Source organism: Micromonospora sp. NBRC 101691, from assembly GCF_030269285.1.
GTDB classification, from domain to species: domain Bacteria; phylum Actinomycetota; class Actinomycetes; order Mycobacteriales; family Micromonosporaceae; genus Micromonospora; species Micromonospora echinospora.
Genome location: NZ_BSTB01000005.1, coordinates 68,713 through 83,847, shown reverse-complemented (window position 1 = coordinate 83,847; position 15,135 = coordinate 68,713). Strand labels below are relative to the sequence as shown.

The window sequence follows — 15,135 nt, the reverse complement described above, 5'->3', positions numbered from 1 at the left end:
TTCCGGGGCCCGGTCAGCTGCCGGCGGACATGTCCTTCAACTCCTCCAGCATCTTCATCAGGTCGGTGGTCTCCGCCGGGGGCGGCGTCTCGATGGTGACCGGCTTGCCGTAGTCGGTGTAGTCGATCGTCATGTCGCTCATCGTGCCCATGACCATGCGCGCCCGACGCGGCTGGTACTGCTCGTCGACCCAGAGGTCCAGCTTGACCTCCTTGACGCCCTGCTTGGCCAGTTCCTGCTCGACGCCCTTGCGCATCTCGGCGTCGAGCTGACCGAGGTAGGTGGCCACCGGAGCAGTGACGGTGTAGTGGACCGTGGCCGCGCCGTTCACCGTCTCCTCGCCGACGGCGGTGATCCCCTCGGTGGCCAGCAACGTCTTGGCCTGCTTGGTCGGGTCCATGTCGTCGAACTGCTTGGTGACGTCCATCCCCGCCATCTCACCGACAGCGGACAGGTCCATCATGAGCCAGCTCTTGCCGCCCATGTTGGCCCGCTCGGCCTCCGGCACCTGGGTGTAGACCGTGGTGCCGATCATCCGGACGGTCGTCGGGGTGCCGTCCTCGCCCGGCGTCGTCATCTCGAACTTGAGCGGGTCGCCCAGGTCGATGACGCCCTGCATGGACATCTTCTCGCCGGCGGCCGTGCCCTCCAGCTTCACAGCCACGGAATCGGCCTTGTCGGTGGTGTCGACCACCTTCTGCAACGAACCCTTGAGGTCACTGGCGAGCAGCTTCAGCACGCTCGGCTGCTGCGGAGCCTCCGACGACGAGCCGGGCTCCGAGCCGCAGGCGGTGACCGCGAGCGCGGTGAACGCGGTGACCGCGAGAACAGTGGACCTCTTCCACAACGACATGTGGCAACTTCTCCCCGTAGGACGGACGCCGGGGGTGTCCCCGGATCGACGGACACGCTATCCCAGCAGATCAACCCGGGGTGGCGCGGCCGGGTTGGCGTACCACGTCCGGTCGCCCGCGCCGACGACCCGGGCCGCCACTGATCGTGCGAGCCGGCCCGAGTCGCCATGCCGACAGCGAGCGGGTACGGCGACCGAGGCGTCGGGAATAGTTGTGCGGATGGCGAGCGACGAGGGTGACGACCCGTACCTGTGGCTGGAGGACCTCGACGGCGACGATGCCGCCCGGTGGGTGCGGGAGCGCAACGCCGAGACCGTCGCGGCGCTGACCGGCGACGAGACGTTCACCGGGTTGCGGGCCGAGATCCGGCAGGTCTTCGACTCGGACGAGCGCATCCCCTATCCGGGATGGTGCGGAGACGGCTTCTACTACGGCTTCTGGCAGGACGCGGCCCACCCGCGTGGAGTGTGGCGACGTACGACGTCGGACCAGTACCGCCGACCCGAGCCGGACTGGGACGTGTTGCTCGACGTCGACGAGCTGGCCGCGCGGGAGGGGGAGAACTGGGTCTGGAGCGAGGTCCACCGGCTGCGGCCCGGTCACCAGCGCGTCCTGATCAGCCTGTCCCGAGGCGGCGCCGACGCGGTGGTGGTCCGGGAGTTCGACCTGCACCGCCGTTCGTTCGTGGCGGACGGCTTCGAGGTGCCGGAGGCCAAGAGCTCGGTCTGCTGGATCGACGCCGACCACATCTACGTGGCCACCGACTTCGGGCCGGGGTCGCTGACCACCTCCGGGCATCCGCGGATCGTCAAACGGTGGCGGCGCGGCACCACGCTCTCGGAGGCCGAGGTCGTCTACGAAGGCCAGGCGGAGGACACGGAGGTGTCCGCCCGGCACGACCCGACGCCCGGCTTCCGGCGTGACTTCGTCCTCCGGGGCCTGGACTTCTACCGCAGCGAGAACTACCTGCTGACGTCGGCGGGCGAGCTGGTCCGGATCCCGGTACCGGAGGACGCCGACTGGAACGTACACAGGGAATGGCTGGTGATCCGGCTCCGTTCGCCCTGGACGGTCGACGGGGTGACCCACCCTGCGGGCGCGCTGCTGGCGACCAGGTTCGACGCCTTTCTCGCCGGTGCGCGGGAGATGACCCTGCTCTTCCGGCCCGACGCCCGGACCGCGTTGAGCTACCACTCCTGGACCCGGAACCACCTGATCCTGGCCACCACCGTGGACGTGCGGAGCCGGCTGGAGGTGTTGACGCCCGGCGACACGGGTTGGCAGCGGGCGCCGCTCGCGGGCGTGCCAGAGCACGAACACAGCTTCGTCCTGGACACCGATTCCGACCACAGCGACGCCTACCTGCTCGTCTCGGAAGGCTTTCTGCGACCGAGGACGCTCCGGCTCGGGCAGGTCCGGGGCCCGGTCGAGACGCTCAAGCGGGAGCCGGCGTTCTTCGACGCGGACGGCCTCGCGGTGCGCCAGTTCTTCGCCACCTCGGCCGACGGCACGAGAGTGCCGTACTTCGTGGTGGGGGATCCCGACGCGACCGCCGGGCCGGCGCTGCTCGTCGGCTACGGCGGGTTCGAGATCTCGCAGACGCCGCACTACAGCGGCACCATCGGCCGGGCCTGGCTGGCCCGGGGCGGCACGTATGCCGTGGCGAACATCCGGGGCGGCGGGGAGTACGGCCCTGACTGGCACCGCGCCGCGCTCCGGGAGAACCGGCTCCGGGCGTTCGAGGACTTCGCGGCGGTGGCGGTTGACCTGGTGACGCGAGGCATCACCACGCCGGAACAGCTCGGCATCATGGGCGGCAGCAACGGCGGGCTGCTGACCGGGGTGATGCTGACCCGCTACCCGGAGTTGTTCGGCGCGGTGGTCTCCCACGTCCCGCTGCTGGACATGCGGCGGTACCACCGGCTGCTGGCCGGTGCCTCCTGGATGGCCGAGTACGGCGACCCCGACCGGGAGGCCGACTGGGCCTACCTGCGCGAGTACTCGCCGTACCACAACGTCCGCAGCGGTCGGCCGTATCCACCGCTGCTGCTCGCCACCTCGACCCGGGACGACCGGGTACACCCCGGGCACGCCCGCAAGATGGCGGCCCGGCTACGCGAGCACGGCTACGACGTGTCGTACTACGAGAACGTCGAAGGCGGGCACGGCGCTGCCACGAACAACGAGCAACGGGCCTTCTTCTGGGCGTTGACGCTGGAGTTCCTGTGGCGGAGGCTGACCGGGCCGGCGCGTCCCGCCGTGCCGCGCCAGCAGTCGTCCGCCGACGCCGGGCAACCGGCACCGGTTGAGGGCCGGGCGTGATCTGGTGGCTGCCGGACGGCACGGTCAGGCACCTCGATCGCGGCAAGGGGATTTTCGGGCAGGATGGCCTCTCGCGGGGAGTGGGCCGGAGCCGCCGCAACGAACCACATGGTGAGCTGGCGCACGCGGCCTTACCGGGTTGTACAATTTCTTGTACGTCCTGCTCGGGAGGCATCATGCGTACCGTCCCTTACTCAGAAGTCCGGCAGAACCTGGCCAAGATGCTCGACCATGTCGTGGACGATGCCGAGGAAGTGGTGGTCACCCGCTCCGGCCGTGAGGCCGCCGTCATCATCTCGCTGCGTGAGTACGAGTCACTGAAGGAAACGGCGTACCTGATGGCCAGCCCCGCCAACGCGCGCCGTCTGAACGAAGCCGTCGAAGAGTTGCGCCACGGGGGTGGGGAGATGCACGACTTGATCGACCCGGATGCCGATCCGGGCGAGGCATCGGCAGCGTGAAGGTGCAGTTCGCCAGCCGGGGGTGGGAGGACTATCTGGCCTGGCAGCGGGATCGCCAGATGCTCAAGCGGGTCAACACGCTGATCGAGGACATTCGACGCAACGGGCATCAGGGCATCGGTAAGCCGGAACAGCTCCGAGGTAACTGGTCGGGATTCTGGTCGAGACGCATTGATCAGGAACACCGCTTGGTGTATCGGATCGTTGACGACACGGTTCAGATTGCGCAGTGTCGCTACCACTACGAGTGAATCCGCCGTTGCCCAGCAGGGCCATGCGCCCCTGTTGGACCGGACTCGCCCACTGTCGTCGGACGGATGCGAAGCGTAGTTAAATAGTGGGATCGCGTCGTGGGTGGGCCGCCAGGGACTGAACCCTGAACCTATGGATTGCCGGCGAGCCGGCCGGATCGGGTGCCGTCCGAGGTCACCCGACCTGCTGGGGGTCGTCTCGGTCGGGCTCGGTCGGCTCGGTTGCTGTACTCCGCTGCTGTACTTCTTCGGCCGTACGGAGGACGTTGCGGGCGGCGGTCGCCACCGGGCAGGCTGCGGTCCGGCAGATCGGGCAGCGGCCGTCGGGTCCGGGTCGGTGGTCGCGGAGGATCGCTCGGGCGGTGAGGATCAGCCGGTTGCGGATCTGCGCCAGGGACAGGAACGGCGCGGTCACCCTCAGCCCACCCCGAGAGTGGCGGCGAGGTGAATGAGCGTCGTCGGAGCGGCGGGATCTCGGGCGACCTGGGCGAGCACGTCTCGGCCGGCTGGCCGGTGGCGGATCTCGGCGGGTGCTATCCGGTCGGCCTCGATCAGGACCCGGCCGGCGTTGACCGGGTCGTCGGCGTACTGGTAAGCGCGGGCGGCGTCGATCAGGTGGGCGGCGCGGTGCTCGGCAGCCAGCCACCGCCACCCGTCCCGCGTGGTCGCTTTCTCATGCCAGGCCACGGCTTCCTCTGCGTCGCCTGACTCCACCATTGCGGCGACGCGGGCGAGCTGAACCGCTGTCGGCCCGAATCCGGTGCGATGGTGGTCGTGACCGTCCCCTACCCGCGCCGCCATGTCGGCGGCTTCTTTGATCAGTTCGGCGGCGGTGCGGTCGTCTCCGTCACGGGCAGCGGCCAAGGCGGCCTGGACCACCAGGGTGCCGCAGAGGGACAGCTCGGCCGGGGTGCCGTATTCGATCACGGGTGGGGCGATGCGGTACGCGGCGGCCAGCATTACCGACTTCCCCACCCGCGCCCGCCCCGATTCACGCAACACCTGGCCGAGCTGCACGGCAGCGGCAGCCACCAGCACCCGGTCACCGGTGGCGGCGATCATCGCGCGGTCGACCGCCAGCCATGCCACGTGGGGGGCACCGAGCTTCACCAGTAGCGATGCGGTCACCCGGTACGCCTCCACCAGCGGCACCCGACCCGCCTGAGGATCGTGGGCGTGGGTGCGCTGCGCGTCGGCCACCAACTCCGGCACCAGCTCGACGACCTGCGGGTAGCGGGCGTGCTGGAAGGTGATCCACGCGTGTGCAACCTCCCGCATCAGGCGGTCGGCCGGCAGCACACGGCGGGCCGCCGGGCGCTCCAAGGCGATCTCGTACGTCGACAGAGCTGCGCGGATCTGTTCCACACCCTCGACGCGCTCGGCCACCCTGGCCGGCTGGGCGTCCCGGCCGAGCAGCACCGCCGTGTTGATCTGTAGGACGGCGGCGATGTCCTGAAGCGTCGACACCTTGTCCAGCGACCGGACACCCCGCTCGACCTTGTCCACCCAACTCTTCGACTTACCCAGCCGATCAGCCAATACCTGCTGGGAGAGCTTTCGCCGCCCCCGCCAGTACGCCACCCGACGACCGACCGGCAACAGGTCAGTGCTGTCCACGACGCCACCGCCGATCCGGAATGGCCCGAGTAGCCTCTTCGGCCGGTATTCGATCGGCCTCGGCCTGCGCGAGGATCCGCTGCCGTGCCGCTTCCCGTTCCGCCTGCTGGATCTGCTCGCCCCTGGGTTGGTCCGGAACGTCGCCGCTCATTCCCGCCTCCGCCGTAAGAGGGGCGCGGCGACACTGCTCTTGGAAGGACCGATGCCGCCGCGCCCGGCTGTCGACGCAACCAGGCCCGGTGTCACACCAGCCGCGCGCTCACCGCGTCTGGGATCTACTCTGTGACCCCACGACTACGCTCGGAAGTGGCTCGATGCTTTCAGGACCTTTCACGGGGGCTCCGATGGATGACCTCGGCGCACAACTGAGGCAGGCTCGTACTGAGGCAGGCGTGACGCTGGCCTCCATCGCGGCCCGTACCTGCTACTCGGCATCGCACCTGAGCAACGTCGAGGCGGGACGCCGGACCGCGACGCCGGACATCGTGCTCGCCTACGCGCGAGCGTTGGGAGACCCGGACGTGAGACGCAGGCACCTTCTCCAGGCCGCCACCATCGGCCCGATCGCCGCCAACGAGCTGATCCGATCCGGCTTCACCGCCGCTCTCGCCGGCCGGCGGGACAGCGAGGACCGCTGGCGTGACCGGGTCGAGCAGTACGGCCGCGACTACATGGAGATCGGTGCCGACAGTCTTCAGACCCAGCTCGCCGGTGACCTTGTCGTCCTGCAACAGCAGCTCGACTCCCCGACGATGTGGGCGACCGCCGCCCGCGCACTTACCACATACGGCAAGACGACCAAGGACCCGACCGAGGCGATCGGCTGGTACGACACCGCCCGCATTGCCGCCGACCGCTCCGACGACCTCGCCGTCCGGGTGTGGGTACGCGGCCGGGCCGCCATCGCCCTGGCCTATGAAGGCGCGGCCCTCCCCGTCGCCAAGCGGTACGCCGACGAGGCCATCGCCCTGTCCGACCGGCCCTCGCTCGGACGCCTCCAGGCGTTGATGGCCCGCGCACACGCCGCCGCCGGACGAGGCGACATCGCCGGAGCCATCGCTGCCGACGAGGACGCCCGACGAGTCTTCGACCAAACCGCCTCACCGGACGGCGAGATCTCCGACGCCGCCGTACCCGCCTGGCGCATGGCCACCTTCCGGTCGATGCTCTACGCCAGACTCGGCATGGTCGGTCCCGGTGAGCAGGCCCAGACCGACGCCGACCGGCTCCGACCGCCGGTACTGACCAGGTTCGCCACCCACATCGAGCTGCACCGCGCCCTCATGATGACCAAGTCCGGCGACCGATCCGGCGGACTCGCCTACGCCCGACGAGCCTGGGCAACACTGCCAGCAGACCGCCGCTCACAGACCCTCGGACTGGTACTACAAGAAGTCGAGAGAGCAGCCCGCAAGCAAACCTGACCCCCGCTGGGGGGATGCGGTGGGTCTGTCGGTCTGTCTCAACTGGTGGTGCTCGGCGTTGCTGAGCAGGTGACGAGCGTCGTCGGTTCAGGTTCGGGGTCGACCTGTGTCGTCGCTCGTGCTGCCTTGCCCGACCCCTCGCTTGTAAGCTCTGCGCGCCGTCCAGCGGCGTCTTGACCGGTAGATAAGGTCGTCCGCATGGCTGACGCTGTCGTGATTCCCGGTGGTAGGTTCGGGCCGGGCGCGCCCCTGCTCATGTATGCCGGCGATGTGGCGGAGCAGCGGGGCGCAACGGTGCACCGATACTCGTGGTCCCAGGAGTTTCCGAAGTTTGATGAGCCGGAGATCGAGGGCTGGGTGAGCGGCGAGATCGCTCCGCTGATCGACACTGTTGGCGGTCGCCCACTGCTGATCGCTAAGTCGCTCGGCACCAATGCGGCGGCGATTGCCGCCGAAAGATCGCTGCCCGCGGTATGGCTCACGCCCTTGCTCACCCTGCCGTGGGTGGCTGATGCGTTGAGCCGTGCGACCGCACCATTCCTCCTCGTGGGTGGCACGGCCGACAAAGTATGGGACGGTGACACCGCCCGCCGGCTTTCACCACATGTGCTGGAGGTCGAAGGAGCGGATCACGGAATGTACGTACCGGGCCCGCTTCCGGAGTCGATCGCAGTGCTCAGCCGAGTCGTGGTCGCCGTGGAAGAGTTTCTTGACGCTATTGGCTGGCCGAGCTAGTGGCCCGTGGATGGCCCGCCGGGCGCTGACCCCGGCAACGCCGAAGGCCCTGGCTGGGACGTGTGTCCTGACCAGGGTCTTCGTGGTGGAGCGGGTGACGGGATTCGAACCCGCACTGTCAGCTTGGGAATCGGATTGATCTACACGTTGGGTAGCCGCATCGCCCGGTAGAGGAACACGGAGGGTTCGGGTTGTGGCCGCCGCGATGCCGACGTTGGCTCGTGTTCACCCCTGCATCGGGCACGTGATCGAGGGCGGGTGTCCGGGTGAGAGGCTGAGTACGTGGGGCTGAACAAGGAGACAGCAGCGCGGCTCGCCGATGCACGTCTGGCTGAATGGCAACGCGTCAGCTATGGCGAGTGGCGCGCGATGCTCGACGACAAGGACGTATGCCAGGTCGTCGGCGAGGACGGCAAGCGGTACAGCGTGGTCAGCTACGCCCTCGATGACGGCGATGGGCGTATCCGCATGGTGGTGGCCGTGGATGACGGGGGCTGGTCGGCGTTCGTTCCGCTGGTGCGCGACGAGATCATGATGCCGGATGGCACGTTCGTCGAATGACCTCTTCGGTGTAAAGGAACGATCAGCCACCGATGAGCTGCGCGAATGGTAGGACCGAGCTGCCCGAACGCTCCACCGAAGTCCATCGAGGTCCGGCGTTGTTCGTACCCGTCGTCACTCAGTTAGTCACCCGGCCCGAGGGATGCTCGGACCTCACTCGTGCACTTGTCTCGGCCACGAAGCCGCCGAGCGGGCCTGCGACGAACCCTACGGGATGGCTCCCACCCCAACCACCCACGGACCGCGAGCCGCCGACGGAGCCCCGGCGATCCTGGAGCCGGAGCGCCCCCGCCGGAGGCGCAGTAACCGCAACCCCGCCACCCGCCCGGCAGCCGCCGACGGGCCCGGCGTGCGCTTCCCCCACGCCGCGCGGTGCTCGCCGCGCGGCCCGGCCGGCTGCCGGCCCACCACCCCACCGGACAACAGCTGTCGTCATCCGGCGGCCCACCGGGCTACCCGCCTCCGCGCCAGCCGCCGGGCGTCCTGCGTGGCCGGAGTCGGAGCGCCAGCGCAGCGACGGGCGCGCGCCCTGGCGGCGGCGCGTGCGGCCCGTTCAGGGCCGCCTTGATAGACGTACAGAAAGTCCTCCCACACCGGCCGGCAGCAGGCCGGTCCGCCTCGGGCTACGAGATCACGGCGGGTGGACGTGTCGGTGCTCGGTGCTACTCTGGCGCTCGTTGAGCACGCCAGCGCGGCCTTCCTGCCGGATCGCTGGACTCAACTTCGGAGATGCCGAGCGGCCTTCCTGCCGCTAATGCGGGTCACGTCCCGCCGGCTCTCGATCGCAAGGGCTGATCACCCGCAACGTCGCGTCCCTGGTGAAGCTGCCGCCGGTACGTAAGCGCAAGCGGAAGGCGTGGACGAGCGATGAGGCGCGGCGCTTCCTGGAGTCGGCCCGCGCCGACGACGACCCGCTCTACGCCGCGTACGTCCTGGTCCTGGTGCTCGGTCTTGCGCAAGGGTGAGATGTTGGGGCTCACCTGGGCGGATGTCGACCTCGACGCGGGGGAGTTGACCATCGACCGGCAGCTCCAGCGGGTCGGTGCCGAACTGCTGCACCGAGAGACGAAGACGGCCGCCTCGGACGCCACCCTGCCGCTGCCCGACATCTGCGCCGTGGCGCTCGACCGTCGCCGTGCCGCGCAGACCGCCGCCCGGGATGCCGCTGGTCCGGCCTGGCAGCCCTCCGACCTGATCTTCACCACCCGGTACGGGCGGCCGGTCGAGCCGCGCAACGTCAACCGCTTCTGGGACCGGCGCTGCGACGCGGCCGGCGTCCGGCGGATCACCGTCCGGGACGCCCGGCGGACCTGCGCCTCACTCCTGGCGGACCTGGACGTGCATCCTCGGGTGGCGATGCAGATCCTCCGGCACGCGCAGTTCGCCATCACGATGGAGATCTACACGGTGGTGTCCTCGGCGGCCACCCGCGACGCCCTCAAGCGGCTCGGCAGCGCGCTGGACCGATGAACGGCCTACTGCTGTACTCCGCTGCTGTACCGGCCCTGGTCGCGGCGTTGCTGATCCCGGTCAGGGCGGCTGACCTGGGGAGGAGTGGGCCGCCAGGGACTCGAACCCTGAACCTATGGATTAAAAGTCCACAGCTCTGCCATTGAGCTAGCGGCCCGCGCGCTCAGGCTACCGGACAACGCGCGTTGATCGCTCGTCGCTTCCTGCGGGGGTGTCGGGCGGCGCCGGGCACGGTTGGAGCGGGCCGGACCGGGTACGGGAACGGCATGCGGATCGTGGTGGTGGGGGCCAGCGGTAACCATGGAACCGCCCTGTTGCGCCGGCTGCGCCGGGAGCCGGGGCTGGAACTGGTCGGGGTGGCGCGCCGCCTGCCCGACCCGTCGGCCGGGTCGCCGTACGACGCGGTCGAGTGGCACTCCTGCGACATCGGTGAACCGGGGGCCGTGGACCAGCTGGCCGGGGTCTTCGCCGGTGCCGACGCGGTGGTGCACCTGGCCTGGCAGATCCAGCCCAGCCACGACCAGCGGCAACTGCACCGGACCAACGTCGGCGGCAGCCGTACGGTGGTCGACGCGGTGCTCCGGGCGAAGGTGCCGGCCCTGGTGTACGCCTCGTCGGTCGGCACGTACGCGCCGGGCCCGAAGGACCACCCGGTCAGCGAGCGCTGGCCGACGACCGGGGTGCCGGCCTCGTCGTACAGCCGGGACAAGGCGGCGGTGGAGGAGCTGCTCGACCGGGTCGAGCGGGAGTACCCCGGGCTGCGGATCGTCCGGCTCCGCCCGGGGCTGGTCTTTCAACGGGACGCGGCCACCGAGATCACCCGGTACTTCCTCGGTCCGTTCGCGCCGGTCCGGCTGCTGCGGTACGGCCGGCTCCCGTTGGTGCCTACGCACCGCCGGCTGCGCATGCAGGCGGTGCACGCCGACGACGTCGCCGACGCGTACGCCCGGGTGCTCCTCGGCGACGCGCGCGGCGCGTTCAACGTGGCGGCCGACCCGGTGCTCACCCCGGAGCTGGTCGCCCGGCACTTCCACGGCTGGACGGTGCCGGTGGCCGCCCCGGTGCTCCGGACGGCGGCGGCACTGACCTGGCGGGCCCGGTTGCAGCCGGTCGACCCGGGCTGGGTGCAGTTGGCCCTGGACACCCCGCTGATGTCCAGCGACCGGGCCGAGACCGAGCTGGGCTGGCGGCCGGAGACGGACGCGCTGACCGCGCTGCGGGAACTCTTCGCCGGGATGGCCGACGGGGGGCACACGCCCAGCCCGCCGATGTCCGCCCGCAACGACCTCGCCGGCCGCCCCGGCGCGTTGCTGCTGGGCCGCCCCGCCGGCCAGGGCAACCCGTACTAGCCGGGCGACCCGACCGGGCGACGTCGGCGTCGGCGGAGGTCAGAAGCTGGCGCAGAGGTACGGCAGCTCGCGCGGGAAGAGGCGACGCAGCTCCAGCATCGCGTCGATCGGCACGTCACCGAGCCCGCGCACCACCACCTCGGCCGGGTCGAGCGCGCCGTACGCCAGGGCGGAGAGTCCGGCGGCGGTGAGCGTGGCGGACGGCGGGTCGACCGCGCCGAGGGACGCCCCGGACCGGATCTCCAGTTGCCCGGTCGTCCCGTCCAGCAGGTACGTCCCGGCGAGCCAGCGGTCCCCGGTCAGCTCCACCCGGCAGCACCCGGCGTCGGCGGGCAGCCCGGCCAGCGCGTCCATCGAGAGCACCCGGGCCATCGGGGCGGACTCGTCCGGACGGGTCACCCGGGTCTCGCAGACCACCCCCAGGTCGGTGGCCCAGAGTTCGGGCAGGTCGTCCGGGGCGACCACCACGCTCACCCGCTCCACCTGGTCGACGTGCCGGGCGAGGAACTGCAACAGCAGCGCACGGGCGAGGGGACTGGTGGCGAGCAGGTGGCCGCCTTCCAGGGTGCCGCCGTAGCCGTCGATCCGGTACGTGAGCAGGCCCTCGGTCACCCCGTCGACCCGCGCGGTCACCAGCCAGCGGTTGTCGTCGTCGCGTACCCGGATCCGGCGGTAATCGGGGAGGACCGCGAAGCCGTGCCGCTGGACCAGGCAGCGGTCGTGGAAGGCGGCGTACTCGTCGTATCCGGCACCGGTCCGTTGCCAGACCAGCTCGCCCGGCAGTTCCACCCGGAGCAGAGCGGCGAGGTCGTCCGGGGGGAACGTCGCGGTACGCGGCGCGGGGAGGCCGACGTAGCCGAACCGTTCGTAGAACGAGGGCCGGAACGGGTAGAGCGCGGAGAGCAGGTGCCCCTCGTCGAGCATCTCGTCGAGCAACTGGTGCATCAGGTCCCGGACGTGTCCCTGCCGGCGGGCGAGCGGGTGGCTGGCGAGCCCGGCGACCCCGGCCATCGGCAGCACGGCGCCGCGCAGGTTCTGCCGCATTCCGATGGCGGAGGCGCAGGCCAGGGTGGTGCCGTCCGCCTCGGCGACGAGCGTCCGGTTGCCTTCCTGGTACGGCAGCCAGTCCCGCATCGACTCGGCGTCGTCCGCCGGGCGGGGCGTCTCGTCGAAGGAGTACGCCTGGAGCGGGAAGCTGGTGGTCAGGCGTTCCCCGGGGGTGAGACGACGAATGCTCATCCGTCCATCCCAACCCCGGTCCCGGGGCCCCGCAACCCGATTCGCCCGTCGCCGGTTCAGACCTCGGTGACGTCGGAGACCACGACCGTGACGTTGTCCGGTGCGCCCGCCTGGTGGGCCAGTTTCACCAGCTGCTCGGCACACTGCTGCCGGTCCCCGTACGTGAAGACGGTGTTCGCGACCGTGCTGTCGTCGACGTAGTCGGAGAGCCCGTCGCTGCACAGCAGCAGCCGGTCGCCGGGCAGGACGGTGTACCGGGCGACCGACGGGGGCGCGTCGACCCCCTGGACCGCACGGGTGACCAGGGCTCGCTGCGGGTGCTGGCGGGCGGCGGCCGGGGTCAGCGCCCCCTGGTCCACGAGCGCCTGGACGAAGGTGTCGTCCTTGGTGAGCTGGTGCAGCGCACCCTCCCGGAGCAGGTAACACCGGGAGTCACCGACCTGGGCGACGACCAGGACGTCCTCGGCGAGCAGCGCGGCGGTCAGCGTGGTGCCCATGCCCTCGCGGGCCGGGTCGGCGTCGATGGCGGCCCGGATGCGCTGGTTGGCGGTCTGCACGACGGCGCGGAGCGCGTTCTCCGCCTCGTCCGGCGTCTCCGGTGGTATCAGCTCGTCGAGGATCCGGATGACGATCTCGCTGGCGACCTCCCCGGCCGGCAGTCCACCCATCCCGTCCGCCACCGAGACCAGCCGTTCCCCGGCGAGGGCGGAGTCCTCGTTGTTGGTCCGGACCAGGCCGACGTCGTTCAGAATGGCCGAGCGGAGGATCAGCGTCATGGGTGAAGTCTGCCAAGAAGACCACACCCACGTCTCCACCCCACCACCGCCATGGGTCGTCGTGGCGCTGGACCGTGCCCGGACGGACGGCTTCAGTCACGCGGGTAGCGCAGCAGGAGACTCGCGGCGACCTCCTCGTCACCGACTGCGGCGTAGCAGTGCGGCACGTCCGACGTCCAGCGCAGGTGCCCGCCTGCGGCGGCGGTCAGCGGCGCGTCGACCGGCCCGGCCCGGAGCACGCCCGCGAAGACGGTGACGTGCTCGGTGACCCCGGGTCGGTGCGGGGGTGACACCTGTCCCGGTCCGGGCGCGACCCGCATCCGGTACAGCTCGTAGGTCGCCCCGGCCTCGGTGAACACCTCCAGCAGGGTGGCGCGTACCGCGGCGCCGCGCACCGAGGGCGCGCTCGCCGGTCCGGCCAGCACCGCACCCAGGGGTACGCCGAGCTGCGCAGTCACCGCGTAGAGCGTCTCCAGGGTGGGGTTGCGGGTGCCGTTCTCCAGCCCGGAGAGGGTGGCCTTGCCGACCCCGGCCGACCGGGCCAGGGCGGAGAGCGAGACACCCCGCTCCTCGCGGAGAAGCCGGACCCGGCGGCCGATGGCGGCGGCACTTTCCTGGGGGGACGCGGAGTCGGCGGCTTCCCGCTGGGGGGCCGGTGGTCGGTCGGCGGTGGACATGCCGCTATCGTGCATCACGCCTCTGTTCCGTATACGGAACGGTCGTGAAGGGAGACGGAATGGCCGGCGTCCTGCAACCCGTGCTGGCCGGCGTGGTGACCGCCCTGGTCGGCTTCGCCAGCTCGTTCACCGTGGTCCTGGCCGGGCTCCGGGCGGTCGGCGCCACCGAGACGCAGGCCGCCTCGGGCCTGCTCGCGGTCTGTCTCGTGTCGGGGGCCAGCGCCGCCTGGCTCGGGCTGCGGCACCGGCTGCCGATGAGCGTCGCCTGGTCCACGCCGGGTGCCGCGTTGCTGGTGGCGACCGGCCCGGTGGCGGGTGGCTGGCCGGCGGCGGTCGGCGCGTTCGTGGTGTCCGGCCTGCTGGTCGTGGCCGCCGGTCTCTTCCCGCCACTGAGCCGAGCGGTCGCGGCGATCCCGAAGCCGATCGCGGGTGCGATGCTGGCCGGCGTCCTCCTGCCGCTCTGCACCGCGCCGGTCCGGGCCCTGGTCGAGGTGCCCGCCCTCGCCGGGCCGGTGGTGGTGGTCTGGCTCCTGTTGCACCGGTTCGCGCGCCGCTGGGCGGTGCCGGGGGCGCTCGTCGTCGCGGTGCTGGCGATCGCGTCGACCACGCCGTCCGGTCGGCTCGGGGGCACCGGGCTCTGGCCGGCGTTCGACCCGACGCCACCGGCCTGGAGCATGTCGGCCCTGGCCGGGCTGGCGGTGCCGCTGTTCCTGGTCACCATGGCCGCGCAGAACGTACCGGGCATGGCGGTGCTCACCGGGTACGGCTACCGCCCGCCGTTCGGCTCCGCGCTCCGGGTCACCGGGCTGGCCAGCGTGGCCGCCGCGCCTGTCGGCGGGCACGCGGTCAACCTGGCGGCGATCACCGCCGCGCTCGCCGCCGGCCCGGACGCCCACCCCGACCCGGACCGTCGCTGGATCGCCTCGGTCACCGCCGGGGTCGGGCTGGCCCTGCTCGGCCTCGGTGCGGGGGTGGCCACCACGCTGGTCCTGCTCTCGCCCCCGGTGCTGATCGAGGCGGTCGCCGGCCTGGCGCTGATCGGCGCGCTGGCCACCGCCCTGACCTCGGCCGTCGCCGAGCCGGACGACCGTGAGGCGGCGGTGGTCACCTTCGTGGTCACCGCCGCCGGGGTCACGCTGCTCGGGATAGGCGGCGCTTTCTGGGGGCTGCTGGCCGGTGGAGCGATGCGGCTCCTCTTCCGCCGGAGTCCCGTCGCCCGGCGTGGACGTCCCGTGCCGCAGCGCCGCTCGGCGGATCGGGAGCACCCCGACGGCGTCGGCGGGTCGGAGGGACCTGGGGAGCGGGAGTCACCGGAGGGTGACGGTGCATTGGCGAGAGACTGTGGAGCTGCCCGCACCGACGGGGCACCACGGGTCTGAGTGCTGTGCGAGCGGCCGGT

General features: G+C 71.1%; 14 protein-coding genes, 1 tRNA gene and 1 pseudogene. 9 read left to right on the top strand and 7 right to left on the bottom strand.

Going from position 1 to position 15,135, the window contains the following annotated elements; translation table 11 throughout:
• Window positions 1-13 precede the first annotated feature (13 nt).
• Entirely contained in the window at window positions 14-853 is an 840-nt protein-coding gene (locus QSK20_RS10895) for an SCO4651 family lipoprotein (RefSeq protein WP_285788475.1), read from the bottom strand.
• A 220-nt stretch (window positions 854-1,073) separates the two neighbouring features.
• Here QSK20_RS10895 and QSK20_RS10890 point away from each other — a divergent pair, with 220 nt between their 5' ends.
• The 3 genes from QSK20_RS10890 to QSK20_RS10880 all read left to right on the top strand — a co-directional run bounded on the left by QSK20_RS10890 (window position 1,074) and on the right by QSK20_RS10880 (window position 3,888).
• On the top strand, window positions 1,074-3,176 hold the full coding sequence (locus tag QSK20_RS10890; RefSeq protein ID WP_285788474.1) for a prolyl oligopeptidase family serine peptidase: 2,103 nt from the start codon (window positions 1,074-1,076) through the stop codon (window positions 3,174-3,176).
• 176 nt (window positions 3,177-3,352) lie between these two features.
• Window positions 3,353-3,637, top strand: a complete 285-nt coding sequence (locus QSK20_RS10885; protein ID WP_285788473.1) for a type II toxin-antitoxin system Phd/YefM family antitoxin — start codon at window positions 3,353-3,355, stop codon at window positions 3,635-3,637.
• Window positions 3,634-3,888: a Txe/YoeB family addiction module toxin gene (locus QSK20_RS10880; RefSeq protein WP_117671408.1), complete on the top strand. Its 255-nt coding sequence runs from the start codon at window positions 3,634-3,636 to the stop codon at window positions 3,886-3,888. Before QSK20_RS10885 ends, QSK20_RS10880 begins: the two co-directional genes overlap by 4 nt.
• Before the next feature lie 175 nt (window positions 3,889-4,063).
• Here QSK20_RS10880 and QSK20_RS10875 read toward each other — a convergent pair whose 3' ends face one another.
• Both QSK20_RS10875 and QSK20_RS10870 read right to left on the bottom strand, forming a co-directional pair.
• Entirely contained in the window at window positions 4,064-4,303 is a 240-nt protein-coding gene (locus QSK20_RS10875) for a hypothetical protein (RefSeq protein WP_285788472.1), read from the bottom strand.
• A gap of 2 nt (window positions 4,304-4,305) precedes the next feature.
• A complete protein-coding gene (locus QSK20_RS10870; protein ID WP_502888880.1) occupies window positions 4,306-5,505 on the bottom strand; it encodes a helix-turn-helix domain-containing protein in 1,200 nt (399 codons plus the stop codon).
• A gap of 344 nt (window positions 5,506-5,849) precedes the next feature.
• On the opposite strand from QSK20_RS10870, the gene QSK20_RS10865 reads away from it, so the two are divergent.
• The 4 genes and pseudogenes from QSK20_RS10865 to QSK20_RS10845 form a co-directional block, all read left to right on the top strand.
• A complete protein-coding gene (locus QSK20_RS10865; protein ID WP_285788470.1) occupies window positions 5,850-6,929 on the top strand; it encodes a helix-turn-helix domain-containing protein in 1,080 nt (359 codons plus the stop codon).
• A gap of 198 nt (window positions 6,930-7,127) precedes the next feature.
• Entirely contained in the window at window positions 7,128-7,664 is a 537-nt protein-coding gene (locus QSK20_RS10860) for an alpha/beta hydrolase family protein (protein ID WP_285788469.1), read from the top strand.
• A 282-nt stretch (window positions 7,665-7,946) separates the two neighbouring features.
• Window positions 7,947-8,225: a hypothetical protein gene (locus tag QSK20_RS10855; RefSeq protein WP_285788468.1), complete on the top strand. Its 279-nt coding sequence runs from the start codon at window positions 7,947-7,949 to the stop codon at window positions 8,223-8,225.
• 782 nt (window positions 8,226-9,007) lie between these two features.
• Window positions 9,008-9,695, top strand: a pseudogene (locus QSK20_RS10845) (tyrosine-type recombinase/integrase); the annotation flags it as partial.
• An 85-nt stretch (window positions 9,696-9,780) separates the two neighbouring features.
• Here the strand turns inward: QSK20_RS10845 and QSK20_RS10840 are convergent.
• Window positions 9,781-9,852 (bottom strand) — tRNA-Lys (locus QSK20_RS10840).
• Window positions 9,853-9,961: 109 nt separating this feature from the next.
• Between QSK20_RS10840 and QSK20_RS10835 the strand changes: the two genes are divergently transcribed.
• The gene (locus tag QSK20_RS10835; protein ID WP_285788465.1) at window positions 9,962-11,044 is read left to right on the top strand and encodes an NAD-dependent epimerase/dehydratase family protein; all 1,083 of its coding nucleotides are present in this window, start codon (window positions 9,962-9,964) and stop codon (window positions 11,042-11,044) included.
• 39 nt (window positions 11,045-11,083) lie between these two features.
• On the opposite strand, the gene QSK20_RS10830 is transcribed toward QSK20_RS10835, so the two are convergent.
• The 3 genes from QSK20_RS10830 to QSK20_RS10820 form a co-directional block, all read right to left on the bottom strand.
• Entirely contained in the window at window positions 11,084-12,283 is a 1,200-nt protein-coding gene (locus QSK20_RS10830; protein WP_285788464.1) for a GNAT family N-acetyltransferase, read from the bottom strand.
• A gap of 56 nt (window positions 12,284-12,339) precedes the next feature.
• Window positions 12,340-13,059: a PP2C family protein-serine/threonine phosphatase gene (locus QSK20_RS10825; RefSeq protein WP_285788463.1), complete on the bottom strand. Its 720-nt coding sequence runs from the start codon at window positions 13,057-13,059 to the stop codon at window positions 12,340-12,342.
• Between the two features lie 92 nt (window positions 13,060-13,151).
• Complete coding sequence (locus QSK20_RS10820; RefSeq protein WP_285788462.1) at window positions 13,152-13,736, bottom strand: helix-turn-helix domain-containing protein; 585 nt, start codon at window positions 13,734-13,736, stop codon at window positions 13,152-13,154.
• 44 nt (window positions 13,737-13,780) lie between these two features.
• On the opposite strand from QSK20_RS10820, the gene QSK20_RS10815 reads away from it, so the two are divergent.
• Window positions 13,781-15,115 carry a benzoate/H(+) symporter BenE family transporter gene (locus QSK20_RS10815; RefSeq protein WP_285788461.1) on the top strand — a complete coding sequence of 445 codons (1,335 nt, stop codon included), beginning with the start codon at window positions 13,781-13,783 and terminating at the stop codon, window positions 15,113-15,115.
• Window positions 15,116-15,135 lie beyond the last annotated feature (20 nt).

Excerpts from the sequence above, each read along its gene's own strand:
- QSK20_RS10895 (WP_285788475.1), bottom strand. The coding sequence starts at position 853 with ATGTCGTTGTGGAAGAGGTCCACTGTTCTCGCGGTCACCGCGTTCACC.
- QSK20_RS10890 (WP_285788474.1), top strand. The coding sequence starts at position 1,074 with ATGGCGAGCGACGAGGGTGACGACCCGTACCTGTGGCTGGAGGACCTC.
- QSK20_RS10885 (WP_285788473.1), top strand. The coding sequence starts at position 3,353 with ATGCGTACCGTCCCTTACTCAGAAGTCCGGCAGAACCTGGCCAAGATG.
- QSK20_RS10865 (WP_285788470.1), top strand. The coding sequence starts at position 5,850 with ATGGATGACCTCGGCGCACAACTGAGGCAGGCTCGTACTGAGGCAGGC.
- QSK20_RS10860 (WP_285788469.1), top strand. The coding sequence starts at position 7,128 with ATGGCTGACGCTGTCGTGATTCCCGGTGGTAGGTTCGGGCCGGGCGCG.
- QSK20_RS10835 (WP_285788465.1), top strand. The coding sequence starts at position 9,962 with ATGCGGATCGTGGTGGTGGGGGCCAGCGGTAACCATGGAACCGCCCTG.
- QSK20_RS10830 (WP_285788464.1), bottom strand. The coding sequence starts at position 12,283 with ATGAGCATTCGTCGTCTCACCCCCGGGGAACGCCTGACCACCAGCTTC.
- QSK20_RS10825 (WP_285788463.1), bottom strand. The coding sequence starts at position 13,059 with ATGACGCTGATCCTCCGCTCGGCCATTCTGAACGACGTCGGCCTGGTC.
- QSK20_RS10820 (WP_285788462.1), bottom strand. The coding sequence starts at position 13,736 with ATGTCCACCGCCGACCGACCACCGGCCCCCCAGCGGGAAGCCGCCGAC.